Here is a 26,758-nt window from a genome sequence, read left to right as displayed (position 1 = left end):
CGCTTACCCCTTCAGGATGACGCCGGCGTCCCGGTCAAAAGACAGAACAACTTCGTCGTCCCAGGTGATCGGATTCTCCACCATGCGCGAGACGTTGGCAAAGGTCGATCGCAGCGTGTCGTGATCCCCTTCGCCGATTTTTGCGTGAATGATGGAGACGTCTCCCAGATAGGCAATGTCCCAGACGATCCCGCCGGCCTGGTTGGCGATGCTCCTGTCGCGCTGGCCTTGCGCTATGCGCACCTTTTCCGGCCGAATGGCATACCAGACCTTGTCGCCGACACCGGCCTCCGTCACCTGTTCGCTGTCGATGGAGAAATCGCCAATGACGGCGTCAAGCTGTGTTCCGGTCTCCGATTTTCCGGTGACGGTCGCCTCAATCAGGTTCACGTCGCCAATAAAGTCGGCGACGAATTTCGAATTCGGTGCCTCGTATATCTCAGCCGGCGTCGCGACCTGGACCAGTTCGCCCTTGTCCATCACCGCGATCCGGTCGGCGACGGTCATCGCCTCCTCCTGGTCGTGGGTGACGATCAGGAAGGTCATTTTCAGGTCTTCCTGAAGGGCCATCAGTTCGAATTGGGTCTCTTCGCGCAGCTTGCGGTCCAGTGCACCGAGCGGCTCGTCAAGAAGCAGGACCTTCGGCCGTTTGGCCAATGAGCGGGCAAGCGCAACGCGTTGCCGCTGGCCGCCGGAAAGCTGGTGCGGCTTGCGCTTGGCAAATTGCTCCAGCTTGGTCAGCCGCAGCATCTCCGCAACCCGGTCCTTGATCTCGGCTTCCGGCAGCTTGTCCTGTTTCAGTCCGAAGGCGATGTTCTTTTCCACGCTCATGTGTGGAAACAGTGCATAGGACTGGAACATCATGTTGGACGGACGCTTGAAGGGCGGAATACCGGCAAGGTCCTGCCCATCCAGAAAAATCTGTCCGGAGGTCGGCGTCTCGAAACCGGCAAGCATGCGCATCAAGGTGGTCTTGCCGCAGCCAGATCCGCCGAGCAGCGCAAAAAACTCGCGCTCGTATATTTTCAGGGAGAGGTCTCTGACCGCTGTGAAGTCACCGAACTTCTTGGTGACATTGCGGAACTCGATGAAGGGAACCTGGCCGGGATCCTCCCAGGGCGTGAACTCCTTGCGCACCGGCCCGATCGATTTCTTTGCCAAAACAATCCCCCACCCCTAAGAGATTTCATTAAAAGCAGCAGCGCCGGGTCCGTTCCGAACCCGGCGCATCATGGCTTACTGACCGCTCTTCACGCCGGTCCAGGTGCGTGTCACCACGCGCTGCACCTTCGGCGGATACGGTGTGGTGGTGTAGAGGTTGCTGACGGTGGCCTCGTCCGGATAGATCGCCGTGTCACCGATCACGTCCTCGTTGAGGTGCTCCTGGGACGCCTTGTTGCCGTTGGCGTAGTAGACGTAGTTGGACGCCTTCGCCATCACTTCCGGCCGCATGATGTAGTTCAGGAATTCATGTGCTTCTTCCACATGCGGTGCATCGGCCGGAATGGCCATCTGGTCGAACCACATCTGCGCGCCTTCCTTTGGAATGGTGTATTCCACAGTCACGCCGTTGTCGGCTTCTGCGGCACGGTCGCGGGCCTGCAGCACGTCCCCGGACCAGCCGATGGCCACGCAGATATCCCCGTTGGCGAGCGCGTTGATATATTCCGACGAATGGAATTTCTGGATGCTCGGGCGGATCGTTTCAAGCAGCTCACCGGCCTTCTTGATTTCCGCCGGGTCCTTGCTGTCCGGATCCAGGCCAAGATATTTCAGCGCTGCCGGGATCATCTCAGCGGGAGCATCCAGCATGTGTACGCCGCATTCCTTCAGCTTCGCGATGTTTTCCGGCTTGAAGATAAGGTCCCAGCTGTCAACCGGCGCATCTTCGCCCAGGGCTGCTTTCACCTTTTCGACATTGTAGCCGATGCCGGTGGTGCCCCACATGTAGTTGATGGAATAGGCGTTGCCCGGGTCGTATTTCTCAACCCGCTCCTCAATGTCCTTCCACATGTTGGACAGGTTCGAGAGCTTGGATTTGTCGAGCGGAGCAAACACGCCGGCCTGGATCTGGCGGGCCAGGAAAGTGCCCGTCGGCACGACCACGTCATAGCCGGTGCCACCGGCCAGAAGCTTTGTTTCCAGAACCTCGTTGCTGTCAAAGACGTCATAGACGACCTTGATGCCGGTTTCCTTGGTGAAATCTTCCAGAATGGAATCGTCGATATAGTCCGACCAGTTATAGACATTCACCACCCGGTCCTGGGCAAGTGCAGCACCGCTCATCAGGCTGAGAACGGCGACACCGGTCAACATGGATTTCAACGTCATTTGAGAACTCCCCTCAGAGTGTGTTTCAGCCTGTTTTCAGGCCTAGTCCCTGATTGCAAACGGACATTCGCGCTGTTTTAAGTCTTGTCTGTCCAGCAGATTGGCCATGGCACCGGTTTTTGTCCAGCACCGATTTTGAGCGCCAATGCCTCACAAATAGGTCTGACGCTCGAGCGAGGAAATCTCCCGCCCGAACTCGTTCAGCTCCTCCCGTTTGATCTCCGTCAGAACCTTGTGCATTTCCGGTCCGACAGCCTGTTTCATCAGTTTCGAGGCCTCGAAGGCGTCAATCGCCTCATCCATCCACGGCGTCAGCCTCTTCTTGCGTTTTTCATAGGCATTTCCGGTGACGGGGGCCGGCGGATCCTTCTTTTGCCGCAAGCCTTCCATCATGCCTGCCAGGATACCGGTCAGGACCAGATAGGGATTGGCATCGGCTCCCGCGATGCGGTGCTCGACGCGCGCGGCCTCGGGACTGGATGCCGGTACGCGCAGGGCGACCGAGCGGTTGTCGTATCCCCAGCAGATCGAGGCCGGCGCATAGGAGCCCGGCTGCATCCGGCGGAAGCCGTTGAATGTGGAAATGAACAGCATGAGCGCTTCAGGCATGGTCTTCAAAAGGCCGTTGATGGCATATCCGAGCCGCTCCGGCCCCTTGTCCGGATCGGCAAACAGGTTGCCGTTCTCGTCCTCCATCGAAACATGCACATGCATGCCGTTGCCCGGCCATTCCACAAACGGCTTGGCCATGAATGACGCCTTGAGTTCATGCTTGCGGGCAACGCCGGCAACCAGGCGGCGCAGCAACACGACGTCGTCAGCAGCCAGCAGCGGATTGCGGCGGTGATGCAGATTGAGTTCGAATTGTCCAGGCGCTGCTTCGGACACCGCCGCATCGGCCGGAATGTCCTGGGCTTCACAGGCCTTTCTGAGATCGTCGACCACAGGCAAGAGCGCTTCCAGATCGGACAGGGCATACATGTTCTGGCGCGCGGGCCCGAGATGCGTGGAAAACAGCGGCTTGGGCTGTTCCGTCCAGTCGCCGTCGCTCTCCTCGAACAGATAGAATTCCAGCTCGAACGCGCAGGTGGCCGTCACGCCGAATTCGTCCTTCAGCCGGGCGACCATGTTTTCCAGGACATGGCGCGGATCGGCGAGGAACGGATCGCCGTCCCGGTCATACATGGACAAGAGCACCTGGGCCGTCTTGCGATCCGTCCAGGGCACAAGTTTCAAGGTTTCGGGGATCGGCCAGCAGACCCCATCCTTGTCGCCGGTTTCCAGATGCATGCCGGTGGCCTCGACCTCACGGCCCCAGACATCCAGCCCGAACAGGGAATAGGGAAAGGCAACGCCGCCCTCGAAGACCTTGGGCAGCGCCTTGCCGGGCAGCCACTTGCCGCGCAGGACGCCGTTGGTGTCCGGCAGGATCACCTCCAGCGTGTCCAGATCCGGATGTTCGGCCATGAAGGCATCGAAGTCGCGTTTCCAGCCGGGCTCGGCCGGATGTTCCAGGATCTGGTGGGGTAATTCGTTCATGTTGGCTTTTGTCTCGCCCCTGCCGCCTGCCGATCCGCCCTGTGTTTTATTACAAACCGGTCGACAGCTTTCATTTGCGTCCTTTTCAAAAATGTGATCACTTTCGGGAAACACTGTCAAGCAGGATCACAAAATTCGCGATCCTGACGCAGAAGGAGGACGTCCTTGCCTCTTCGGCGATCCGCCATGCAATCCGGTCCGGCCAAAGCCGAAGCGCCCCCCTCCTCATCCCGGGGCGCGACCCGTGAACAGGTCGACAGCGCCGTCCGCTCCGGCCTTCTGTCGGGGCGCTTCATTCCGGGGAAAGCCGTGACCATCAGAGGGCTTGCGGCAGAACTCGGGGTCAGCCCCATGCCTGTGCGCGAGGTGCTGCAAAGGCTTGCTGCCGAAAACGCTCTGGAGGTCAAACCCAACGGGCGCGTCCAGGTGCCTGACATGACACCAAGCCGTTTCGACGAAGTCCTGAAAGCGCGCCAGCTTCTGGAGCCTGAGCTTGCGGAACTGGCGCTTCCAAAGCTGTCAAAAGCCGATGCCGCAACCCTGAAGGCCATTGACGACGATATCGACGCGCGCCTGATCTCGGGGGATGCGGAAGCCTATATGCGGCTGAACCACGCCTTTCATTTTCATATCTACCGGGCCTCGTGCTCCGAGGTCCTGCTGCCGCTGATCGACAGTCTCTGGCTGCAATTCGCCCCTTTCATGCGCACCGTTTACGGCCGTGTCGGCACGGCCAGCCTTGAAGACCGGCACAAGGAAGCCATCCGCGCAATCGAACAATCCGATGCAACCGGTCTGCGCGCGGCCATCTCCGCCGACATCAGCGACGGCATGGGCCTGCTCGGGAAGGAAATCCTCTCGGACACATGACCCGGTTGATCCGATGCACAAGAAATGTCATTTTGTGATCACAAAATGACATGCCGATTTGACGGGGACCATGGACACGGGTCCGGACCCCAGGCAACACACCAACACTCTGGAGCCTCTCGTGACGTCCGAAACGCCCGACAGCGAAAGCACAAATCCGGTCGACAGCCTGCGCGGTGTGCCAAACATGGAGGCTGCCCGGGACTGGCTCAGCGCGCGTAACATCCAGGACATCGAATGCATCGTGCCAGATCTTGCAGGTGTTGCACGCGGCAAGATGATGCCGACGGAAAAATTCTTTTCCGGCCCGGTGATGACCATGCCGGCCTCGATCTTCGCCCAGACGATTTCGGGCGACTATCCCGATGACGATGACTGGTTCCAGCACAATCCCACCGATGGCGATCTTTATTTCAAGGCCGATTACAGCACGCTGACAACCGTTCCCTGGGAAAGCGATCCGACCGCTCAGCTCATCCATGATGCGCAGACCAGACAGGGCGATCCGGTTGAGACGGCACCGCGCAACGTCCTGAAGCGGATCCTGAAACTTTACGAGGACAAGGGCTGGGAGCCGGTCATCGCGCCGGAAATAGAATTTTACCTGGTGCGCCCAAACACCGATCCGGACTATCCGCTGGAACCGCCTCGCGGCCGATCCGGCCGGCCGGAAGTCGGCCGGCAGTCCTATTCCATTTCGGCTCTCAACGAGTTCGACGACCTGATCGACGACATCTACGACCTGTCGGAAAAACAGGGGCTGGAAATCGACACGCTGATCCACGAGGAAGGCGCGGCGCAGATGGAAATCAATCTGCGCCACGGCAATCCGCTGGCACTCGCCGACCAGGTATTCCTGTTCAAGCGCACCATCCGTGAGGCGGCCCTGCGCCATGACATGTACGCGACCTTCATGTCGAAACCGATGTCGAACCAGCCGGGCTCGGCGATGCACATCCACCAGTCGGTGGTCGACAAGGAGACCGGCCTCAACATCTTTGCCAGCGAAGACGGCGAGGAAACTCCGGATTTCCTGGCCTTTATCGCCGGGCATCAGAAATACCTGCCGAAGGTGACCTCCATCATGGCGCCTTTCGTGAATTCCTACCGGCGCTTCTCGAAGACCTCGACCTCACCGGTGAACGTCTACTGGGGCTATGACAATCGGACGGTGGGGCTGCGCGTTCCCTATTCCGACCCGCAGGCGCGGCGGCTGGAAAACCGGATCCCGGGCTCGGATGCCAATCCCTATCTTGCGATCGCGGCCAGTCTGGCCTGCGGCTATCTGGGCATCGTCAACGGACTGAAGCCGGGCAAGCCACGTGCCGACGATTGCACGGAGCTGGCAAAATCCCTGCCGCGCGGCCTGCCGGAAGCCGTCTCCCAACTCGAAAAATCCGAGGAAATGATCGAGCTCTTCGGCGAAAAATTCGTCGCCACCTACCGGGCGATCAAATACGAGGAATTCGAAACCTTCATGTCCGTGATCAGTCCCTGGGAGCGGGAATATCTCCTGCTCAATGTCTGACCCGAAATCCGATTATCCTTCTGGAGCGCATGCCATGACGGCCCATTCCAACATCTATCCGACCAAGGCCCTGCAGGAGCTGGACGCCGCCCATCACTGGCACCCTTTCTCGGACATGAAGAGCCTCAATGAAGAGGGCAGCCGGGTGATCACCAGCGCCGACGGCGTCTGGCTGACGGATTCGGACGGCAAGAAAATCATGGACGGCATGGCCGGTCTGTGGTGCGTCCAGGTCGGTCATGGCCGCAAGGAAATCGCGGATGCCGTCTACAAGCAAATGAACGAATTGTCCTATTACAACACGTTCTTCAAGACGACCCATCCTCCGGCAATCGCCCTATCGGAAAAACTCGCCCAGCTGGCTCCGGCGCACATGAACCGGGTGTTCTACTGTTCGTCCGGCTCGGAAGCCAACGACACCGTGTTCCGCATGGTGCGCACCTATTGGGACAAGGTTGGCAAGCCGGACAAGAAGGTGATCATCGGCCGCTGGAACGGCTATCACGGCTCGACGCTGGCCGGCACCAGCCTGGGCGGCATGAAGGCCATGCACAAACAGGGCGACCTGCCGGTCGCAGGCGTCCATCACATCGACCAGCCCTACTGGTTCGGCGAAGGCCAGGACATGAGCCCGGAGGACTTTGGCATTGCCGCGGCGCGCAAGCTGGAACAAGCGATCGATGAAATCGGCGAAGACAAGGTCGCCGCCTTCATCGCCGAGCCGATCCAGGGCGCCGGCGGTGTCATCATTCCGCCGAAGACCTACTGGCCGGAAATCCGGCGCATTCTGGAAGAGCGTGACATCCTGTTTGTCTCCGATGAGGTTATCTGTGGCTTCGGCCGGCTGGGCGAATGGTTCGGTGCGGACTATTACGGCATGAAGCCGGACCTGATGCCGATTGCCAAGGGCCTGACTTCCGGCTATCTGCCGATGGGCGGCGTTCTGGTGTCTGATCGGGTTGCCGAGGGCTTGATGCTGGCCGGTGACGATTTCAACCACGGCTACACCTATTCAGGCCATCCGGCCTGTGCGGCCGCCGCGCTTGCCAATCTGGAAATCATCGAACGGGAAGGCCTGGTCGACAGGGTCAAAAACGACATCGGCCCGTACCTCAAGGAACGCTGGCTGAAACTGGGCGAACATGAACTGGTCGGCGAAGCCCGCATGACCGGACTGGTCGGGGCGCTGGAACTGGTGCCGGACAAAGCCAATCCTGCCAAGCCGTTCAAGGATGTCGGCGTGCCGGGCCTGCTCTGCCGCGACATCTCCTTTGAACATGGCATGGTGATGCGCGCCGTCCGCGACAGCATGATCATCTCGCCGCCGCTGGTGCTGACGCACGAAGAGGCGGACCATCTGGTGGCAACGGCGGAAAAGACGCTCAATGACACTTACCGGATCCTGAAGCGGGACGGATGGCTGGGGTAAACCGTTGTCCTTTCAACCAATCGGCCTCGCCTTGCGCGGGGCCCTTTTTCTGCTCACCTGCCTCCGCAAAACTTACAGGCATTTTGATTTTCTTCCCCCTCGCTGTCGGCTAAGCTCATCGTCAATCGTTCCTCGGGCATCGACCTGAACGGAACTGGAGGACAATGATGCTTTTTTCCGTTTTGATTTACGCCAGCGAAGATTTCATCGACGCGCTTTCGCCGGAAGAACATTCCGCACTGCTCAAGAAACACGGCGCCTTTCATGAGCACACAAAGGCAAACCGGAACTTTGCCGCTGCGACCAAGCTGATGTCCACAGGCACCTCCGTAACTGTCAGCAAGGACAGCGAAGACTTTGTCGTGACCGACGGGCCGTTTGCCGAAACCAAGGAGCAGTTCATGGGCTTTTACCTGCTCGACTGCGCCACCCTGGAAGAGGCGATTGAAGCGGTCAAGATCCTGCCGCTCGATCACGGTCGCATTGAAATCCGGCCGGTAGAATTCTTCGAGGGAGCTGACTTCAAGAATGCCGAGCGCATGGTTATCAACGCATCTTAAGGCCGCGCGTCCACGTGTTCTGGCGGCGCTGAACCGGGTCTTCGGCGACATCGACCTGGCCGAGGACGCGTTCCAGGAGGCCTCGCTGAAAGCCCTGAAATCCTGGCAACCGGACGCGATGCCAGGCGACCCGGTCGCCTGGCTGATCGTTGCCGGACGCAATGCGGGCATCGACGTGATCCGGAAACGAAAGCGGGAGACACTGACGGCCCCAGAGGCGTTTGATCCGCTTTCCGACGGCCCGCATCCGGAAACGGGCCTGACGGAAGAACTCGACCGGTCCGCCTTTCGCGACGACATCCTGCGGCTGCTGTTCACCTGTTGTCATCCGGTCTTGCGGCGGGACCAGCAGATTGCCCTGGCGCTCAAGATTGTCGCGGGTCTCTCGGTAGAGGAGATCGCTAGGGCCTTTCTGGTGCAGGCCAAAACGATGGAGCAGCGCATCACCCGCGCCAAAAAGCGGCTGCAAGCCGCAAAGCTCTCCTACGAGGAGCCGGATGCAGCCGGCCGGGCCGCGCGGCTGTCAGCGGTTGCCAACGCCATCTATCTCGTTTTCAACGAGGGCTATTCCGCCTCGACAGGGCCTGACCTGATCCGGGAAACCCTGTGCGAGGAAGCCATCCGGCTTGCCAGGTTGACGGTTCGCCTGTTCCCGGAGGAACCGGAACTGCGCGGTCTTCTGGCGCTGTGTCTGATCCAGCATTCCAGGCGCAAGGCGCGCCTCGACCAGAAGGGGCTGGCCGTCACGCTGGAAGATCAGGACCGGCAGCTCTGGGATCGCAGACTGATCGCCGAAGGCAACATCTTGCTGGAAGCGGCCCTGCGCCGTGCAGCTCCGGGACCATTTCAGATCGAGGCGGCGATTGCGGCAACACATGCCCGCGCGGCCACTTTTACCGAGACCGAGTGGGGCGAAATCGACCGGCTTTACAGGGCACTGGAGCATATTCGGCCCTCTCCCGTCGTTTCGCTCAACCGCGCCGTGGTACTTGCAAGGCTGAACGGTCCAGCAGAGGCGCTGAAGCGCCTGGCACCACTGTCGGCAGCGCTTCAGCGATATGCCGGATACCACTCCGTTGTTGCTTCCCTGCTGATGGATCTGGGACAGACGGAAGAGGCGCACAATGCCTATCTCCGAGCTCTGGAGCATGCCGGAACGGATGTCGAGAGGCAGCATGTCCTCCACAAGATGGCAGATCTCGACATCCGCTAACCGCCGCTTTTTTCAGGCGCAGAAACAGTAGCCAGGCAAGTTTCTCGAAAAAAACCGGTGCGCCCTGTCGGGTCTGCTGCGCTCCTTCCGTCCTTTGATTACCTGGGCCGACCCAGGCAACTGATTTTCTGGATAGGACGACATCATGAGCAACCCCATGCAAACCCACGGAGCCTTCAGCTGGATGGAACTTCACAGCGGCGACAGCGGCAAGGCCAAGGATTTTTACACCAGCCTGCTCGGCTGGGGCACCGAAGAGATGGAAATGCCGGGCATGACGTACTCCGTGATTGCCAATGGCGAGGACAAGATCGGTGGTTTCCCGCAAGAAGCTTCCGACACGCCGCGCTGGCTGCCCTATGTCACCGTGGACGATGTCGATGCTCGTGTTGAAAAGGCAAAAGCGCTTGGTGCGACCATTGCCATGGAACCGTTCAGCGTCCCCTCCGTCGGCCGGATGGCGACCATTGTCGACCCCGTCGGCGGCGTGATCGCCCTGATCACCTACGAGGCCCCCTCGGAGTAACCGGTCCGGGCGGCCGGAAACGGGCCGCCCGAATTTTCAGCGAAAGGAGATTGTGATGGAGCTGATTTCAACACTGCCGGTCACACTGGTGTTCATCGCCATTTTCGCGTTGCTGCAGATCCCGATGACCATTGCCGTCGGGCTTCTCAGGGCGCAGACCGACATTCATTTCATGGACGGCGGCAATCCCGCCCTGCTGCAGCGCATGCGCGCGCATGGCAATTTCACCGAAACCGTTCCCATGAGCCTTCTTGCAATGGCGGCCGCCGAGCTGGCCGGAGCCCCTGCGCTGCTGCTCTGGGCAGTCGGAGGTTCACTCCTGCTCGGCCGCTTCCTGCACTACGGCACGCTCGTTACATCCGGCTTCGGCATCGGACGGGCAATCGGGATGGTCATGACTTTCGCACCGCTGCTGGTCTGTCCCGTTTATGTGCTTGTCTCACTGTTTCTGTAACCCGATAGCGGCCGGCAACACATGCCGGCCGGCCCTTCGACTTCTGCCAGTGCTGATCGACGCGGTCAGAACCGGTACCAGAGAAACAGGCCGCCATGGCCACTGACCGCTTCGCCGCGATCCTTGACGATCGGGCTGTCGGCCATGCTGCCGAGCAGAACCGAGCCGCCGGCCATACCGCCGACACCCCAGTTTTCGGTGACGGCGTAGCGGGAAGTCAGGTCGAGCGTGACATCGCGAAATCCGGCATCCGCATCGTATTTCGCAAGGCCGCTGGCATTCGATCCGGCCTGGGTCACCGAATAATAGGCGTCGGCATAGGCTCCATCCACGAAGGTCGTCGACAGGTCGACGCCGAAGGACAGTTGCTCCGTCGCGCTGATTTCATAACCCAGGCTGAAGGTTGCCGTCGTGCCGCTGTCACCCATGACATCATGAGCGATTTCGATATTGGCCCCAAGAGAATCCCGCTGCAGCAACAATCCGGCGTAACCGCCACCGACGACGCCACCAACCCAGAGTTCTTGGTCAACATCCGGCAGCTTGTCGACAACCTTGTCACTGACGTCCTTGCGCCCAAACCCGTAGCCGATCAGCGGACCGGCATAGAAACTCTCAAAGGGCAGAACGTTGGCAGTGGCCGTTAAGCCGTTGAACTTGACGAAATAGGGCCCCTTTTCAATGGAGCCGATGATGCCAGGCGCAAAACCATAGTCCTTTGACCCCAGATATTCCGGACCAAAAAACGCACCCGCACCAACCAGTACGCTCCAATCCTTTGTTTCCTGAGCAGAAACTTCCCCTGCGACAAGAACGGCGCTTGCAACGGCAGCGGCACGTACATAACACTTTGACAACATATGACCACTCTCAGCAATGCGACCCCAGCAATGTTGTCAGTGTCTACATCCGTCAGTTGTCACAGTCAACCGAAATGTTGACGGCGTCTATTTGTGGAGGGCTTCAGCCTGAGCACTGTGAAATATCATCATGGCAATCTTAAGGAGGCCCTGATTCAGGCCGGACTCGACATCCTGAACGAAGACGGGCTGGAAAGCCTGTCGCTGCGCGCCTGCGCAGCCCGGGCCGGTGTCTCGCATGGAGCTCCAAAGAACCACTTTGCCAACCTTGCCGTTCTCCAGGCAGCCATAGCCACGGAAGGGTTTCGCAAGTTTGCGGCCACCATGCGTGCGCATATGGAACAGGCACCCGGGGACGCGCGGTCCCAGATCATCGCGAGTGCCAAAGGTTATGTCGCCTTTGTAGAAGACAATCCGCATCTGTTTCGGTTGATGTTTTCCATGGAGCGCAAGCTTGATCTCTACCCGGACCTGTTGCCGGCCAGCCGGGAAGCCTATGCCGTTCTGCGGGAAGTGGCCTCAGGCCTGTCCCCTGACAATTGCGAGAACCCCGTGCACCAGACAACGACGGAAACCATGCTCTGGACCTTCATTCACGGCTACGCAAATCTGAAGGCCAACCGTCAATTCTACACGGCGAATGCCGAGACCGGCAAAGACCCCGCCCTGGAAGATATTTTTCCGAAATTCCTCTATACGGAGGAAAAATGAGCAATTCGGAAGCCGGTTGACGTTGCCAGACAAGAAACGGACAGCTGACCGCGCTCCTTCATTCAAGAAACAAGCGTAGAATTACTTAGTATCATTTGACAATTGCCACTTTCATCAGCTTTTAAAAGCTCTTTTTAACTCGTTAGCGTGGACAATAACGGCGCAGTTCGCAGCTGCTGACTGTTTCGGGACCAACAACGCGGCGGGTGTTTCATGATCAGACAGGGAATTGTCTTTCTGGCGCTGCTGGTTGGCACGGCAATGCCAATTCAGGCGGCAGACGGCACCAGTCAGAAAATTCTTGTCTCAAATGCTGCTCAAGACGCCGGCAGGCAGTTTCTGTCCGTCGCGGAGATCGAGAAAGCCGGCGTTCAGCAAGTGCGGGCATTCCATCCCTATGAAAAGCGCAGCAATGACTATCACGGCGTCTGGCTGGAGGATTTTGTCACGCATTTCGGGTCTTCAGACGTCTCCAAAGTTATCACCCGGGCCATCGACGACTACGAAATCACGTTCAGCAGAGATGAATGGCAGTCCATGCGCATCCTGATCGCGACCCGGGTGAATGACCGGCACGTCGACTTTGACGAGAAGGGACCGGTGTTCATCGTCTTTCCCGACTATGATGAAAAGAAAAAAGTTTACCGGGCAAATCTGCCCAAGTGGATCTGGATGATCACCGAAATCTCTATGGAGTGAAACTTGGTCTCACGGTCCGCCGCTATCCTTTCCGGAATACTTCTTGTGGCAGTGCTATTGTCCGGACTCTATCTGTACCAGGCCTTTGACCAGGCTCCGGCACGTGTTGAGCAATCAAGTGCAACAATGCGCATGACCGATTCCATGCGCCTGACCCTGAAGGTCGCCCTCCTGTCACAGCGCGGCCATCAGAGCTACCTGCTTGCTGTTCAACAGCAAGATACCAACCAGCTCATCCAGGCCCAGAACCTGACCAAGGCGTCCCTCGGATTTGTTTTCAGCGACTACATCGACAAGGCCGAGCTGGTGGAACGGATCTCGCCGCTGATCCGGGACAATATTGCCCTTATGACCATCGGCGGCATCGCCCCGTCCGATGAGGTGCTGCGCACGATCAACACGAACGCTCAGGAAATCAACCGGCTCTGCGAGCAGATCGAGAGAGGCATCTGGATTACCTTCCAGTCCGAGTTCATTGAATTCGAAACCAATGAAACAAGACTGTTGCTGCAATACCAGCTGATGATCGTGACGGCTGTCGTGGCGTCCTTCGTCCTGTTTGCCGTTTTCATCCGTCAACGAACGCTGAACCAGGAGCTGCAGCGCACAGACGCCGGCCTCAGGGAAAGCGAGCAGCTTCTGCGGGAAGCCCAGTCGCTTGCAAGGCTCGGCAACTGGGACCTGGATTTGCAGAACGGATCGGCACGCTGGTCCGACGAGGAATACCGGTTGCTCGGCTACCAGCCCGGAGAAGTCGAACCCTCGGAGGAGGCGTTCATGGCTGCGGTTCATCCCGAGGACCGGAAGAGCGTCGCCGACGAAATGCAGCGGTCGATCGATCCGGACGAAACCGCCCCCTACCGGATCTTGCACCGCGTCGCGACAGCAGGCGGAGACCGGTACCTGGAGCAGCGCGGACAGGTCGAGTTCTCGCCCGACCGCAAGCCGCTGCGCATGTTCGGCACCACGACGGACGTAACTGAACGCAGAAACCGCCAGCTGGAACTGGAGCATTATCGCGATCACCTTGAAAGCCTGGTCGAAGAGCGAACGCGCGACCTGGCCAAGGAAGTTTCCGACAGGCGCCACATCCAGGAAGAGCTGCGCAAGAGCGAAACACGCCTGCGCCAGATCCTCGACAGTTCCTCGGCTGGAATTTCAATACTTAGGATGAACCCGATCCGGCGCATTTATGCCAATCAGCGCTTTCTGGAATTCTTCCATGCAAGCTCCTCCGCACAACTGGATGAATTCGGTTTTGAAAACACCTTCGTTGTTCCGCGAGATCTGGAAATTGCCGGTGCCTGTGTCGAACGCGGCGACGGTTTCCAACGCTTCATCATGGAACGGCGCCGGGTTGACGACAGCACCTGGTGGGGATTGCATGACGCCATTCCCATCGAATTCGAGGACGCCCCGGCGACGATTGTCTGGCACTACGACATTACCGACCAGAAGCTGGCGGAAAAGGAACTTGTGCAAACTGAAAAGCTGGCGTCGCTCGGCGGGCTGGTGGCCGGGCTTGCCCACGAAGTCAACACGCCGATCGGGGTTGGCCTGACCGCAGCAACCTTTCTGGAAGAAAAGGTTGCCGATGTTTCCAGCCAGGTCACCCAGGAAAGCCTCACCCGGCGTGGCCTGGATGCCTTCCTTGACCAGGCCGGACAATCGTCCCGGATTATCGTCGGCAATCTTCATCGTGCATCAGATTTGGTGCGCAGTTTCAAACAGGTGGCCGTGGATCAGTCCAGCGACGAATTGCGAACCTTCAAGCTGGTTGATTATGTGGAAGAGACGCTGCTCAGCCTCCTTCCGCAAACGAAGAAAACGCCGCACGAGATTGTGGTCACGGGCAATCGCGACATCGTCCTGACCAGCTTTCCGGGCGCCCTGTCGCAGATCGTGACAAACCTGGTGATGAATTCCCTCACCCATGCCTTTGACGACGGCGAGACCGGCGAGATCCGGATCGACAGTTCCCTTACCGGGCAAAGCGCTCACATCCACTACAGCGACAACGGCAAGGGCGTCTCACCGGATGTGCTGAACCGCATTTTCGATCCGTTCTTCACAACCAAACGCGGCAGCGGTGGCAGCGGCCTCGGAATGCATATCGTCTACAATCTGGTCACCAGGAAACTTGGCGGCACGGTGGTTTGTGACAGTGTTCCAGAGGAAGGAATTTCGGTCCATATTACGGTTCCGTTGAAAGCGGCGCCCTCACAGGACGTTACATGAGCAACCAGAGTGAAAAGATCCTGTTTTCGGACGAGGCGGAGCCGACCCAGACCCAGGGCGCACCCTGGAAGGTCCTGTTGGTCGACGACGAGCAGGCGATCCATGATGTCACCTGTCTGGCCTTGAGCGATTTCACGTTTGACGGTCGACCGCTGGAATTCGTGTCAGCCTATTCCGCTGCCCAGGCCATGAATGCCATTCAGGAGCATCGCGACACAGCCCTGATCCTGCTGGACGTGGTGATGGAAAGTGAAACGGCTGGTCTGGACGTTGCCAGGTTCATTCGCGAAGACCTCGGCAATACGGCTGTGCGCATTGTCCTTCGGACGGGTCAGCCCGGCCAGGCACCGGAACGGGACGTGATCGCCAGATACGACATAAATGACTACAAGGAAAAGACCGAGCTGACGTCGCGCAAACTCACGACCCTGCTCTATGCCTCCCTGCGCTCCTATCGCGACATTATCGAGCTGGAAAGAAACAGGCGAGGCCTGGAAGCCGTCATCGAGGCCTCCGCGCGGATGTTCGAAATGCACACCAAGGAGAACCTTGCCGAGGTCGTTCTGCAGGAACTCAGCGGACTGGTTCAAAAGCAGTGCGTCTTGCCGGGATGCTCGACCAGTGCGTTCGCTGCCCAGGGGCATGGACAATCCCTGCAGATCGTGGCCGCTACCGGCCGCTACGAACCCTATGCCGGCAGGGATCTGACGAGTATTCAGGACCCTGCAATGATCAAGGATCTTGCCGCCGCGCTGACCTGCAGCCACAGCGAGATAACCTCAACGGACTATACGGCCGTCATCAAATGCCGGGATGGCCTGAAGCGGCTTTTGCATCTCACGGGGCTCTGCGGTGAACCCGGCGACCTGGACCGGTCGCTGCTGGGGCTGTTCGAGCGCAACGTCGCCATTGCCTGCGAGAATATGGATCTTCTTCACGAGATCGAACAGACCCAGATTGAGATGGTCGACATTCTCGGCGAGACCATCGAGACCCGATCGCTGGAGACCGGGCACCATGTGCAGCGCGTTGCCGAGATCAGCCAGCTGTTGGCGCTTGAATATGGCCTCGACGAAGAGGAAGCGGAAGTGATCCGGCTGGCCTCGCCACTTCATGACATTGGCAAGATCGGAATTCCGGACGCCATTTTGAGCAAGCCGGGCAAGCTGGATGACGCCGAATGGGAAGTGATGAAAACCCACGCCCGGCTTGGGTACGATATTCTGAAAACCTCGAGCCGGCGGGTATTGCAGGCCGGCGCAATCATCGCCCGGGATCATCACGAGAAATGGGACGGCAGTGGCTATCCGGCCGGCACCGGTGGCGAGGACATCCACCTTTATGGCCGGCTCACCGCCGTTGCCGACGTGTTCGAGGCCCTTGGGGCCGAACGCTGCTACAAGGACCCGTGGCCGCTTGACAAGATCATCGCCTTCATGCGTGAGCAGAGCGGCCGGCATTTCGAGCCCAGGCTGATCGACATTCTGCTTCAGAACATCGACAAGGTCACCGCGATCATCGAGACCAGCGACGAAACGTCTTCGGTGTGAGAAACAGGATTATTCCGCGGCGACAGCGATATCGCGCTGCGACCGGCGTGCCCAGGGGCGGGTTCCGACCGGGATCTCGTCCACGGTGCCGACTGGCTGCAGATATTTGGTGACTTCGGGCCATTCGCCCGCCTTCAGGGCCTTCAGAACTTCCGGCTTGGCGATCTCGAAGGACGACACGCCGCAGCGGCGGGCGAGCGGAACCTGATCGAGGATGTATTTGCCAACGGCGCGAATGTCGCCTTCATACCCGATCTGTTCGCGCAGAACGCGCGCTGCAGAGAACCCGCGGCCATCGGCGAAACTCGGGAAATCAACGGCGACCAGAGCCAGGCGCTCCAGATAGGGTTCGACCGGCTCGACATCATCACCTGCTTCGACGAGCACTGCCGTCTGACCGTCCCGGGCGAGATAGGCTTCCGCATCTCCCAGAAACAGCGAAAGCGGCACCAGCGCATCGCCCGTCACTGCCGTTGCCGTTTCTGCGTCAGCCGTTTCCCAGCTTTCCTCGACGAATTCGCCGTCCTTGTAGATCGTTGCCATCTTTGCGTCCTCAAATGTCGTCATGGACAGCGGTCAGATACCGCTGCCGTCAATTTCCTTGCCATGGGTCGGCCAGTGAATGCCGCATTCCGTCTTGTCCTGGCCGCGCCAGCGGCCCGCCCGCGGGTCTTCGCCCGGTGCGACCTTGTCCGTGCACGGCATGCAGCCGATTGACGGATACCCCTGGGCGACGAGCGGATGGGGTGGCAGATCGTGGGCCTTGGCATAGTCCAGGATGTCCGCCGCCGACCAATCCGCCAACGGGTTGACCTTCACGCGCCCCTGATCGATCTCGAACACTTCCAGGTTTGCACGTGACGCGCTCTGGAACCGTTTGCGGCCCGAGATCCAGGCCTCGAAGCCTGTCAGGATGCGCTCGAGCGGCGCCACCTTGCGGATATGACAGCAGGCGTCGGTGTCACTCATCCAGAGCATGCCGGCCGGGTCGTTGGCCTCCAGGTCCTCTTTCGACGGCTTGAAGGTGCGCACATCGCTCAGGCCCAGTTTCTCGACCAGTTCATCCCGGTAGAGCAGGGTCGCCGGGAACATCTTGATCGTGTCCCCGAACAGGACCGGCGTCGACGGATCGATCTGGGCAACCATATGCAGGAGCACGGCGCTGTCTGCGCCGAAACTCGAAACCAGCGCGATATCTCCGGCAAACTGGTGCCGGATCGCCGCCCTCAGGATTTCCTGGGCAGTCGCATCCTCGAACTGGGCATTCAGAGCGGCGACCTCCGCCTGCAGGCCCAGTTCCGGATCGACACCCAGGCTAAAGGTTTCATGCAGCGCCATAAAGGGCCTCCTTGAAAGGCGCCTCCCCGATCCGCCGATAGGCTTCCAGGAAGGTTTCCTCTTTGCCGGACCGCAGGCCGAGATAGGTGTCGACCAGTGTCTCGATGGCATCGACCACTTCTTCGGACGAGAAGCCGCGGCCGACGATTTCGCCGATGGATGCGTTTTCGTTGGCCGATCCACCGAGCGTCACCTGGTAGAATTCCTCGCCCTTCTTCTCCAGGCCAAGAATGCCGATGTGACCGACATGGTGGTGGCCGCAGGCGTTGATGCAACCGGAGATCTTGATCTTCAGCTCGCCGATTTCCGCCTGGCGTTCCGCCGCACCGAAGCGCTCGGAGATCCGCTGCGCCACCGGAATGGAGCGCGCCGTTGCCAGAGCGCAGTAGTCCATGCCCGGGCAGGCAATGATGTCGGTGATGAGACCGGCATTGCCTTCGGCGATTTCCGCTTCGACCAGACGGTCGAACAGTGCAGGCAGATCCTCCAGTTTCACATGCGGCAGGATCACGTTCTGCTCATGAGAAATACGCAGCTCATCATGACCGTACTGTTCGGCGAGATCCGCGATTACGTCCATCTGACGGTCGGACGCATCCCCCGGAATGCCACCGATCGGTTTCATCGACAGGGTCACAGAGGTGTAACCCGGCACACGGTGCGGATTGAGATTATGCGCTACAAACTGTGCGAAAGCCGCATCGCTTTCCTTGCGGGCTTCCACAGCAGTGGAAACGGCAGACCCGACTTCAAGCGGAGGCGGCGCAAAATAAGCCTCGATGCGGCGGACTTCCTCGTCCGGCAGGCGCAACACGCCGAAACGGATCTTTTCGAATTCGGCTTCGATATCCGCCTTCAGCTCTTCCAGGCCGGTTTCGTGAACCAGGATCTTGATGCGGGCCTTGTACTTGTTGTCACGGCGGCCATAGCGGTTATAGACGCGCAGGATCGCTTCCGAATAGGCCAGCAGATCCTCTTCCGGCAGGAAGTCGCGCACCTTGCGGCCGATCATCGGCGTACGGCCGAGACCGCCACCGACAAACACTTCAAAGCCGATCTCGCCAGCCTCATTGCGGGTCAGCTGCAGGCCGATGTCATGGACCTGCACCGCGGCACGGTCATTCGGCGCGCCGGTGATGGCGATCTTGAACTTGCGTGGCAGGAACGAGAATTCCGGATGCAGTGATGACCACTGACGCAGGATTTCCGCATAGGGACGCGGGTCGGCGATCTCGTCGGCGGCAGCGCCGGCGAAGTGATCGGCCGTCACGTTACGGATGCAGTTGCCGGATGTCTGGATCGCATGCATTTCGACTTCCGCCAGCTCTTCCAGGATGGCGGGCGTGTCTTCCAGCTTCGGCCAGTTGAACTGAATGTTCTGGCGCGTTGTGAAGTGGCCGTAGCCCTTGTCATAGGTCCGGGCGATATGTGCGAGCTTCTTCATCTGGCGGCTATTGAGCGTGCCATAGGGAATGGCGACACGCAGCATATAGGCGTGAAGCTGCAGATAAAGACCGTTCATCAGGCGCAGCGGCTTGAACTCGTCCTCGGACAGTTCACCCGCCAGGCGACGGCGCACCTGGTCCTTGAACTGCTCTGTGCGCTGATTGACAAAACTGGCGTCAAATTCGTCGTAACGGTACATCTTTGCTCTCCTTGCCGGGCGCTGCCATACACATTTCTGCGTTTTGGGCGCTGCCCTGACCTCTGTCGGTTGTCTTCAGGCGGAAACCGCCTGGGCCTGCTTGCCGAATTGCGGGTGGGTGGTCGGCCCGGCGGCGCGGATCTTTTCGCGCAGGCGCACCGGAACAATGACGCCATCCTCAACCGTGACATCCATCTCGTAGACGCCGACGACTTCCTGGTTCTTTTCGGCGGCAGCGCCTTCAGCGAGGCCCTCGGCCACGGCATCCTTGCCCTCGAAGGTCCTGGCCAGCGTGACCCGCTCGACCCAGGCGCCGCCTTCGGCGAGCCAGACAACGTCGCCGTTCAGGAGGCGGTTGGCGGTAATGACTTTCATGGTGTTCACTCTCACTTCGTCAGGCTGCCGCAACCCGGGCGGCCCTTTGCGGCGCCAGCGGCTCGGCATGTTCCAGGGCGGCGTGGCCTACGGCCTCGCCAATCACGATCAGGACCGGTCCGTCGATTTCCGCGCGGTTCGACAGGATCGCGAGGTCCGACAGGGTTCCGGCAAATTGCCGTTCACCCGGATGGGCAGCGTTTTCGATGACGGCTACCGGCGTTTCCGGCTTGAGACCGGCATTGATCATCTTGTCGGCCACGGCAGCAGCAACCGTCCGCCCCATATAGACAGCAACGGTTGCGCCCTTCAGCGCCAACCCGGCCCAGTCCGGCAATGTCTCGGACTTGGCATTGTGGCCGGTTGCAAAGACAAGGTTGGAAGCCACTCCGCGCAGCGTGAGCGGGATCTGCGCCGAAGCGGCCGCGGCGAAGGCTGCTGTCACGCCGGGGACGACCTCGAAACCGATCCCGCCTTCGCGGAGGGCCTCCATTTCTTCTGCCGCCCGGCCGAAGATCATCGGATCTCCGGCTTTCAGGCGGACAACCTTCAGGCCCTTGCGGCCAAGCTTCACCAGCAACTCGCAGATTTCGGACTGCGGCACGGAATGCGCGCCCTTGCGCTTGCCGACCGAAATGCGCTCCGCGTCCCTGCGCCCCATGGCGACAACGCCTGCCGGAACCAGAGCATCGTGAACAATGACGTCGGCTTCCTGCAACAGGCGCTGCGCGCGCAGCGTCAACAGATCTTCCGCACCAGGACCGGCGCCGACCAGCCAGACAAACCCCGGCTCATCCGCCATGGAATTCAAAAGCCGCTGCGCCTCGGCGCGGGCGACATCCGCCTTGCCGGCATAAAGATTGGTGGCAACGGATCCGGAGAAGAACCGAGCCCAGAAATTGCGGCGCAAGGCACCGTCGCGAATGACCTTCGTGGCCGCATCGCGGAAACTTTCGGCCAGGCGGGCAAGCTCACCGGTGGCACGTGGCAGCATCGCCTCGATGCGTGCACGGATATGACGGGACAGAACCGGACCGACGCCGGTGGAGGTGATGGCAACCGCGATCGGGGCCCGGTTGACCAGAGCGCCGGTGTAGAAATCGCACAGCTCCGGCTTGTCGACCGCGTTGACCGGCACGCCCAAAATACGGGCGGCATCGACAACGGCCTTGTCGAGATCCCAGTCCTCACGGGCGGAAAAGACAAGTGCCGCACCATTCAGATGTGCCGGCCGGAATGCCTCGGCGATATGCTCTGCCTCGAAAAGCTCAATGGCTTCCTGCAGATCGGCATCGACGGTTTCGCCGATGACGACGATTTTTGCGTTGGTTTCACCCAGGAGACGCACCTTGGCAGCAGCCTCGCCACCGTGACCAACAACAAGCACACGTTGACCGGCCACTTTCATAAAGGCCGGAAACACGTCGAGCCGATTTTCAGGCCGCTTCAGCGTTTTAGGTGTCTTGTCACGGCGCACAGCCATCTCAAGGGTCTCCAATCCCAGTGTGATGGATGTAATGTAATGAGACGCCTTGAAGAGCGCCGGGCACCGGTTTTCAAAGCTCGGACAAGAAGCGGAATAGATTTTTCTCAAAGCAGGATTTGACCGACTCCCATTCCCGGCACACACCATCCGGCGTTCCTGCGGAGAAGCATGGTTGTCAGAGAACCAAGTTCGTCGGCTGTTCTAAGGGGGTGACGCCGCCCCCCAGACCCGGTATGGAAAGCGCCGGACGCGTTCTCTCATGAAGACAAGACAAATGATACAGCACAGAACTAGTCTGCTTTTCGCGACCCTTCTCGCCCTTCCGCTTCTGTCAAAAACTGCCTATTCGCAGCAGGAAAACCAGGGAGACCTCTGGCAAACCCGTTGTGCCGGTGCTTCTCGAACTCCGGAAGCGCTTGTTTGCGATGCCTCGCAGAGCCTTCGCGTCAAGGAAAGTGGGCAGTTGCTGTTCAAGATTGACGTGATCTATCCCGCCAACCAGGGAAAGCCCGTCATCAACATGCAGGCCCCTCTCGGCTTTTATCTGCCCGGCAAGATCAAACTTGCCGTTGATGGTACGCCGCTTTCCGAACTTGAGGTGGGCACCTGCGATCAGCGCGGCTGTTTTTTGAGCACCGAGGCGACGCCTCAGATGATTGCCGCCATGAAGGCGGGCAGCAAGCTGCAAATCGACTTTGCTCCAGCAGCAGGCCGACGCCAGACCATCGACGTTCCGCTGACAGGCTTCACGCGCGCCATGGAAGCCATCCAATAGGCCAGACTTTCGAGCCGTCTTTGCGCTGACCATTCTTGATGCCGTAGCGGAATTCGCTTAGCCTTTCCAAATGGCTGGTGGATCTGACTGGTTACTCCGCCGCGGCATCAGGGGGGAAGGATGCGTCATATGAAACTGCTGGTTATAGCTTGCCTGACCTTGTTCGCGGGTCTGGCATCGGCAAAGGCCGCCATCGTCGAGAATTTCCGTCTCGGCGGCTGGAATGGCAGTGCGTTTACCGATGACCAGAGCGGCCGGTTCTCCACCTGCGTCGCCTCGGCCACCTACAAGAGCGGCATCACGCTCTATGTCCAGGTGGACACCAGCTATAACTGGGCGATCGGCTTTTCCGCGCCGCACTGGAACATGCCGGTCGGCTCCGACATTCCCCTGCAGTACCGCATCGACCGGGGTGGCTGGCAAAGCGGTGTCGCCAAGGCAACCTCCAAGGATCTTGCACGCATGCAGATGCCTGAGGGCGGCTACATCATCACCCGTTTTCGCAGGGGCCGCACGCTCTACGTCTATGACGGTGCCTATAATTACGAATTCCGCCTGACCGGCACCTCCCGGCTGATGGCCCGGCTTGCCAAATGCGTCGAACAGAACACTGCCCGCTATGGCGTTGCACCCGGTGTCGCCAATGCCGCGCCCGCGCAAGGCGGCCTCGGCCAAACGGCCCCGGCCCAGTCGAACAACGCGTCCAGTACAGTGGGCGATCCACAACTCACCGTCGAGGCCACCCAGGCACTGTTCAACCTGATGGGAAATGCCGGAATTTCCGGCTTGCAGCTCAAGCCGGATGGTCAGCGCGAAGAAGACCTTAAAGGCCTGCATGCGGTTGCCGCCAATGAAGCCCGGACACTCGTTGCCCATATTTTCCCGGCCGGCAGCTACACGTCGGAAGAAGAACTGATGTCGCTATCGGTCGCCGACAGCCAGAAGAGCTGTGCCGAGGGCAGTTTTTCCTCCAGTACAGAACGCGTCAATCAGGGTGGCCGCGACCTCTATATCAGCCACGCCAATTGCGAAGCGGGCGATTTTCAGCTGATCGAGCGGGTGGCGATCCTGAAGCGGGCTGCGGGCGGTATCTTCGTCTATGGCGTTGCAGATACCTATGTCGGTGAAGGCGGCGGCGCCCCGGTCTCGCCACCGGAACTGACAGACGCGACCTTTTACAGCGCGGTGGCGGCCGCAGCGCAATAGCGCAGCTCCTCTGCTAATTGTCATCCCCGCGAGAGCTGGGATCCGGGAAACTATAACGGCCGCCGCATTGCCCTTTTCCACTTCCCCGGCGTCCTGTGTCCCGGATCTCCGCTGCGCTCCGCCCGGGAGGACAAACAGAAGGCGCCGAACGTCAGGACGCACGAGCAACGCTCTCCCAAACTTCTCTTCGTCATCCCATGGCTCGAACATGGGATCCATGCTCTTGGCTTTCCACTCATAGCGGCCTCGTTTGCGGCAACTGAACGGCATGGATTGCAGGGTCGAGCCCTGCAATGACGAAGGTGGTGGAAATGAGCCTCTGCCTCAGGGTGTCATCTCCGCGAAAGCGGAGACCCAGGACACTTCATCGGCTGCCACATTGCCCTCGTCTGCTTCCCCGGCGTCCTGGGTCCCGGATCTCCGTTGTGCACCGGCCGAGAGGACCAACAGAAGGCGCCGAACGTCAGGACGCACGAACGACGCTCGCCCACACTTTTCTTCGTCATCCCATGGCTCGACCATGGGATCCATGCCATGGGCGTTCCGCAAGGAGCGGCCTCGTTTGCGGCGACTAAACGGCATGGATTGCAGGGTCGAGCCCAGCAATGACGACAGAAACGAGATTTTGTGCCTCCGCGTTTCGTTCCCTGTTCCAGACGCCTGACGACAACGCGCCAATCTCGCCTGTCGCAGGAACGAGAAAGACTTCAATTCAACGTTGCCGCCAAAATGAGAGCGAGCCAAACGGTCGAGACACCGATCGCTGCACAATCAAAGACCAACATGGGTCTTGCGATCGCCCAGGGATGCGTCAACTGAGGAAACCTGAAGAACACCCAGGGAAGAGGTCCCTTCTCACTTTTCTTGAGTTGCTGGCGCAGTGCCCACCCAGAGCGAAGCGGAATTATCGAAACAACTGCACTCGCAAACGGAGAAGCATCTGACCAACCGTTTGAACTCAAAAACACGAGGGCTCCAATGAACAGGAACAGAGAGCAGAACATCAATGCAAACTGGCCAAAAATCGCAAGTCCCTCACCTTTCCGCCAGCAACCATATGATCGATAGAAAGGCAAAATGCCCATGGCCATTAGGATCGCAGCGGAGCAAAAGTTCGTAGACGCAAGATAAACAGCAAAAGAAATTCCCATAGTTTCCGATTTAAATCAGGGATTTGACTTCGTCCAGCAAACTGACGATCCATCAATGCATCAGGGTCAGCACTTCAACGCGATCAGGCCGCACTCATTGGAACAGTCCCCCGTTGTCATCTCCGCGAAAGCGGAGACCCAGGACACTTCATCGGCTGCCGCATTGCCCTCGTCTGCTTCCCCGGCGTCCTGGGTCCCGGATCTCCACTGTGCACCGCCCGGGAGGACAAACAGAAGGCGCTGAACGTCAGGACGCACGAACAACGCTCGCCCAAACTTCTCTTCGTCATCCCATGGCTCGACCATGGGATCCATGCCATGAGCGTTCCGCTCGGAGCGCTCTCGATTGCGGCAACTGAACGGCATGGATTGCAGGGTCGAGCCCTGCAATGACGAAGGTGGTGGAAATGAGCCTCTGCCTCAGGGTGTCATCTCCGCGAAAGCGGAGACCCAGGACACTTCATCGGCTGCCGCATTGCCCTCGTCTGCTTCCCCGGCGTCCTGGGTCCGGGATCTCCGCTGCGCTGCGTCCGGGATGACAAGGAGGGGAATGGTGCGGAGCACACAAAAAAGCCGGCGAGATCGCCGGCTTTTCTGGGCAACTGCGGAGGCGCGTTATTTCATTGGCTGCAGCACGGAGACGAAGTTGGCCACGGCCGCTCCGCCCATGTTGAAGATGCCGCCGAGTTCGGCGTTCCTGACCTGAATGTCGCCGGCGGTGCCGGTGAGCTGCATGGCGGTCAGGACATGCATGGAGACACCTGTGGCGCCGATCGGGTGACCTTTCGCCTTGAGGCCGCCCGACGGGTTGACCGGCAGCTTGCCGCCCATCTCGGTCCAGCCTTCCAGAACGGCACGGGCGCCCTCGCCTTCCTTGGTCAGGCCCATGGCCTCATACTCGATCAGCTCGGCAATAGTGAAACAGTCATGGGTCTCGACAAAGGAGAGGTCCTCAATTGCCAGGTTGGCATCACCAAGCGCTTCGCCCCAGGCTCTGGCGCAGCCTTCGAACTTCAGAATGTCGCGCCGGGACATCGGCAGAAAGTCCTGGACATGGGCCATGCCACGGAAGGCGACCGCCTTTTTCATGCCGAGCGCCGTTGCCGGATCGGTCAGGACCAGGGCCGCAGCGCCATCGGAAACCAGCGAACAGTCGGTGCGTTTCAGCGGACCAGCAACGAACGGATTCTTTTCGCTTTCCGCGCGGCAGAAGTCGAAACCGAGATCCTTGCGCATCTGGGCATAGGGATTGCCGACACCGTTCTTGTGGTTCTTTGCGGCGATCTTCGCCAGTGCGTCGGACTGGTCGCCGTGTTTCTGGAAATAGGCATCGGCGATCTTGCCGAAGACGCCGGCAAACCCGGCAGGTGTGTCGCCCTCTTCCTTCAGATAGGAGGCCTTCAGCAGGTTCTTGCCGATTTCCGGGCCAGGCGTGGTTGTCATCTGCTCAACGCCGACAACCAGTACGAAACGAGCCTCGCCGGAAGCAACCGCGCGCACCCCCTGATGCACGGCGGCAGAGCCGGTGGCACAGGCATTTTCAACGCGGGTCGCCGGCGTGAACCGCAGGGCCGGATCCGCCTGCAGCACCAGGGACGCCGTGAAATCCTGAAGGGAGAAACCGGCATTGAAGTGGCCCAGCAGGATCTCGTCGACATCTTCCGGAGCGATGCCGGCATCTTCGATGGCGTCCACCGCCACCTTGACGATCATGCTTTCAACCGTTTCTTCCGCATGTTTTCCGAAGGGCAAATGCGCCCATCCAACCATGGCTGCCGTCATGACACTTCCTCCAGATTATCCTTCACGAATTGGCGGCGCCGGACAGGGCGTCCAGGGCTGATTCTCTCCAATTCCAGTCTCTTGAAGCTTTTGCTGAGCCTGACAGTCCCAGCTTCCATGCTGCTTTGCAAGAAGAAATTGACCTTAACGTCATAACTTTATTTTTCTCTCTTTTATTTCAATTCTTTAAGCTCTCAGAATTCTTCACCTACCGGGCTGTCGATGAACCGCGTTTGGACCATCTCCCGCTTCACAATCCGCAGATTTCACGATCGTTAAGGTTTTGTTCACAAACCTGTCACGCACGCCTGTTATAAGAACAGTGTTCCGGACAAAATCGTGTTTCGAGACTTTTCATTTGCTCCACCGGTCCTGCCTCGTGCGGGGCCGGTTTTTGCTTGTGCCGCACCAAAACCTCCCATGCCTCTCCACCCGGTTTCCATTTAACCCTATCCACCATTGTCACGACTTTTTGCAGGCAGGTCTCTTGAC

The 26,758-nt window shown here is 59.4% G+C and carries 23 protein-coding genes; 13 read left to right on the top strand and 10 right to left on the bottom strand.

Annotated features, from left to right (window positions below):
• Nucleotides 1-3: 3 nt before the first annotated feature.
• From ACO6TG_RS20735 to ACO6TG_RS20725, 3 genes are all read right to left on the bottom strand, one after another.
• Complete coding sequence (locus tag ACO6TG_RS20735; RefSeq protein ID WP_422378921.1) at nt 4-1,146, bottom strand: ABC transporter ATP-binding protein; 1,143 nt, start codon at nt 1,144-1,146, stop codon at nt 4-6.
• A 90-nt stretch (nt 1,147-1,236) separates the two neighbouring features.
• The gene (locus ACO6TG_RS20730; protein WP_422374945.1) at nt 1,237-2,331 is read right to left on the bottom strand and encodes a polyamine ABC transporter substrate-binding protein; all 1,095 of its coding nucleotides are present in this window, start codon (nt 2,329-2,331) and stop codon (nt 1,237-1,239) included.
• A gap of 150 nt (nt 2,332-2,481) precedes the next feature.
• A complete protein-coding gene (locus tag ACO6TG_RS20725) occupies nt 2,482-3,870 on the bottom strand; it encodes a glutamine synthetase family protein (RefSeq protein WP_422374944.1) in 1,389 nt (462 codons plus the stop codon).
• A gap of 186 nt (nt 3,871-4,056) precedes the next feature.
• Here ACO6TG_RS20725 and ACO6TG_RS20720 point away from each other — a divergent pair, with 186 nt between their 5' ends.
• The 7 genes from ACO6TG_RS20720 to ACO6TG_RS20690 all read left to right on the top strand — a co-directional run bounded on the left by ACO6TG_RS20720 (nt 4,057) and on the right by ACO6TG_RS20690 (nt 10,450).
• Nucleotides 4,057-4,740 carry a GntR family transcriptional regulator gene (locus ACO6TG_RS20720; protein ID WP_422374943.1) on the top strand — a complete coding sequence of 228 codons (684 nt, stop codon included), beginning with the start codon at nt 4,057-4,059 and terminating at the stop codon, nt 4,738-4,740.
• A 70-nt stretch (nt 4,741-4,810) separates the two neighbouring features.
• Nucleotides 4,811-6,268 (top strand): glutamine synthetase family protein, encoded by a 1,458-nt coding sequence (locus tag ACO6TG_RS20715; protein WP_422374942.1) that lies wholly within the window; start codon nt 4,811-4,813, stop codon nt 6,266-6,268.
• Between the two features lie 34 nt (nt 6,269-6,302).
• The gene (locus ACO6TG_RS20710; protein ID WP_422374941.1) at nt 6,303-7,697 is read left to right on the top strand and encodes an aspartate aminotransferase family protein; all 1,395 of its coding nucleotides are present in this window, start codon (nt 6,303-6,305) and stop codon (nt 7,695-7,697) included.
• Nucleotides 7,698-7,864: 167 nt separating this feature from the next.
• The gene (locus tag ACO6TG_RS20705) at nt 7,865-8,257 is read left to right on the top strand and encodes a YciI family protein (RefSeq protein ID WP_094073993.1); all 393 of its coding nucleotides are present in this window, start codon (nt 7,865-7,867) and stop codon (nt 8,255-8,257) included.
• Nucleotides 8,226-9,470 (top strand): RNA polymerase sigma factor, encoded by a 1,245-nt coding sequence (locus ACO6TG_RS20700; protein ID WP_422374940.1) that lies wholly within the window; start codon nt 8,226-8,228, stop codon nt 9,468-9,470. The genes ACO6TG_RS20705 and ACO6TG_RS20700 overlap by 32 nt, the downstream gene beginning before the upstream one ends.
• Before the next feature lie 145 nt (nt 9,471-9,615).
• Nucleotides 9,616-9,996 carry a VOC family protein gene (locus tag ACO6TG_RS20695; RefSeq protein ID WP_422374939.1) on the top strand — a complete coding sequence of 127 codons (381 nt, stop codon included), beginning with the start codon at nt 9,616-9,618 and terminating at the stop codon, nt 9,994-9,996.
• Between the two features lie 55 nt (nt 9,997-10,051).
• A complete protein-coding gene (locus ACO6TG_RS20690) occupies nt 10,052-10,450 on the top strand; it encodes an MAPEG family protein (protein ID WP_422374938.1) in 399 nt (132 codons plus the stop codon).
• Nucleotides 10,451-10,515: 65 nt separating this feature from the next.
• Here the strand turns inward: ACO6TG_RS20690 and ACO6TG_RS20685 are convergent, their stop codons facing one another.
• Nucleotides 10,516-11,310 carry a MipA/OmpV family protein gene (locus ACO6TG_RS20685; RefSeq protein ID WP_422374937.1) on the bottom strand — a complete coding sequence of 265 codons (795 nt, stop codon included), beginning with the start codon at nt 11,308-11,310 and terminating at the stop codon, nt 10,516-10,518.
• 117 nt (nt 11,311-11,427) lie between these two features.
• On the opposite strand from ACO6TG_RS20685, the gene ACO6TG_RS20680 reads away from it, so the two are divergent.
• The 4 genes from ACO6TG_RS20680 to ACO6TG_RS20665 all read left to right on the top strand — a co-directional run bounded on the left by ACO6TG_RS20680 (nt 11,428) and on the right by ACO6TG_RS20665 (nt 16,508).
• Complete coding sequence (locus ACO6TG_RS20680; RefSeq protein ID WP_422374936.1) at nt 11,428-12,021, top strand: TetR/AcrR family transcriptional regulator; 594 nt, start codon at nt 11,428-11,430, stop codon at nt 12,019-12,021.
• Between the two features lie 213 nt (nt 12,022-12,234).
• A complete protein-coding gene (locus tag ACO6TG_RS20675; RefSeq protein WP_422374935.1) occupies nt 12,235-12,720 on the top strand; it encodes a hypothetical protein in 486 nt (161 codons plus the stop codon).
• 132 nt (nt 12,721-12,852) lie between these two features.
• Entirely contained in the window at nt 12,853-14,958 is a 2,106-nt protein-coding gene (locus ACO6TG_RS20670) for a PAS domain-containing sensor histidine kinase (protein WP_422374934.1), read from the top strand.
• On the top strand, nt 14,955-16,508 hold the full coding sequence (locus tag ACO6TG_RS20665) for a DUF3369 domain-containing protein (RefSeq protein ID WP_422374933.1): 1,554 nt from the start codon (nt 14,955-14,957) through the stop codon (nt 16,506-16,508). The genes ACO6TG_RS20670 and ACO6TG_RS20665 overlap by 4 nt, the downstream gene beginning before the upstream one ends.
• Before the next feature lie 9 nt (nt 16,509-16,517).
• Here the strand turns inward: ACO6TG_RS20665 and ACO6TG_RS20660 are convergent, their stop codons facing one another.
• The 5 genes from ACO6TG_RS20660 to cysG all read right to left on the bottom strand — a co-directional run bounded on the left by ACO6TG_RS20660 (nt 16,518) and on the right by cysG (nt 21,349).
• Nucleotides 16,518-17,051: a DUF934 domain-containing protein gene (locus tag ACO6TG_RS20660; RefSeq protein ID WP_422374932.1), complete on the bottom strand. Its 534-nt coding sequence runs from the start codon at nt 17,049-17,051 to the stop codon at nt 16,518-16,520.
• Nucleotides 17,052-17,084: 33 nt separating this feature from the next.
• Nucleotides 17,085-17,846 (bottom strand): phosphoadenylyl-sulfate reductase, encoded by a 762-nt coding sequence (locus tag ACO6TG_RS20655; RefSeq protein WP_422374931.1) that lies wholly within the window; start codon nt 17,844-17,846, stop codon nt 17,085-17,087.
• Entirely contained in the window at nt 17,833-19,491 is a 1,659-nt protein-coding gene (locus tag ACO6TG_RS20650; RefSeq protein WP_422374930.1) for a nitrite/sulfite reductase, read from the bottom strand. Before ACO6TG_RS20650 ends, ACO6TG_RS20655 begins: the two co-directional genes overlap by 14 nt.
• Before the next feature lie 75 nt (nt 19,492-19,566).
• Nucleotides 19,567-19,866, bottom strand: coding sequence for a DUF2849 domain-containing protein (locus tag ACO6TG_RS20645; RefSeq protein ID WP_094073983.1), 300 nt, complete (start codon nt 19,864-19,866; stop codon nt 19,567-19,569).
• Nucleotides 19,867-19,885: 19 nt separating this feature from the next.
• Nucleotides 19,886-21,349 (bottom strand): siroheme synthase CysG, encoded by a 1,464-nt coding sequence (cysG, locus tag ACO6TG_RS20640; RefSeq protein WP_422374929.1) that lies wholly within the window; start codon nt 21,347-21,349, stop codon nt 19,886-19,888.
• Nucleotides 21,350-21,626: 277 nt separating this feature from the next.
• Between cysG and ACO6TG_RS20635 the strand changes: the two genes are divergently transcribed.
• Nucleotides 21,627-22,127: an invasion associated locus B family protein gene (locus tag ACO6TG_RS20635; protein WP_422374928.1), complete on the top strand. Its 501-nt coding sequence runs from the start codon at nt 21,627-21,629 to the stop codon at nt 22,125-22,127.
• A gap of 129 nt (nt 22,128-22,256) precedes the next feature.
• Nucleotides 22,257-23,333 (top strand): hypothetical protein, encoded by a 1,077-nt coding sequence (locus ACO6TG_RS20630; protein WP_422374927.1) that lies wholly within the window; start codon nt 22,257-22,259, stop codon nt 23,331-23,333.
• Nucleotides 23,334-25,099: 1,766 nt separating this feature from the next.
• Here ACO6TG_RS20630 and ACO6TG_RS20625 read toward each other — a convergent pair.
• The gene (locus tag ACO6TG_RS20625) at nt 25,100-26,266 is read right to left on the bottom strand and encodes an acetyl-CoA acetyltransferase (protein WP_422374926.1); all 1,167 of its coding nucleotides are present in this window, start codon (nt 26,264-26,266) and stop codon (nt 25,100-25,102) included.
• Between the last annotated feature and the right edge of the window lie 492 nt (nt 26,267-26,758).

The sequence above is a fragment of the Roseibium sp. genome (assembly GCF_965233565.1).
Classification (GTDB): Bacteria; Pseudomonadota; Alphaproteobacteria; order Rhizobiales; family Stappiaceae; genus Roseibium.
The sequence above is the reverse complement of the archived record's forward strand: the minus strand, read 5'-3'. Positions and strand labels throughout refer to the sequence as shown.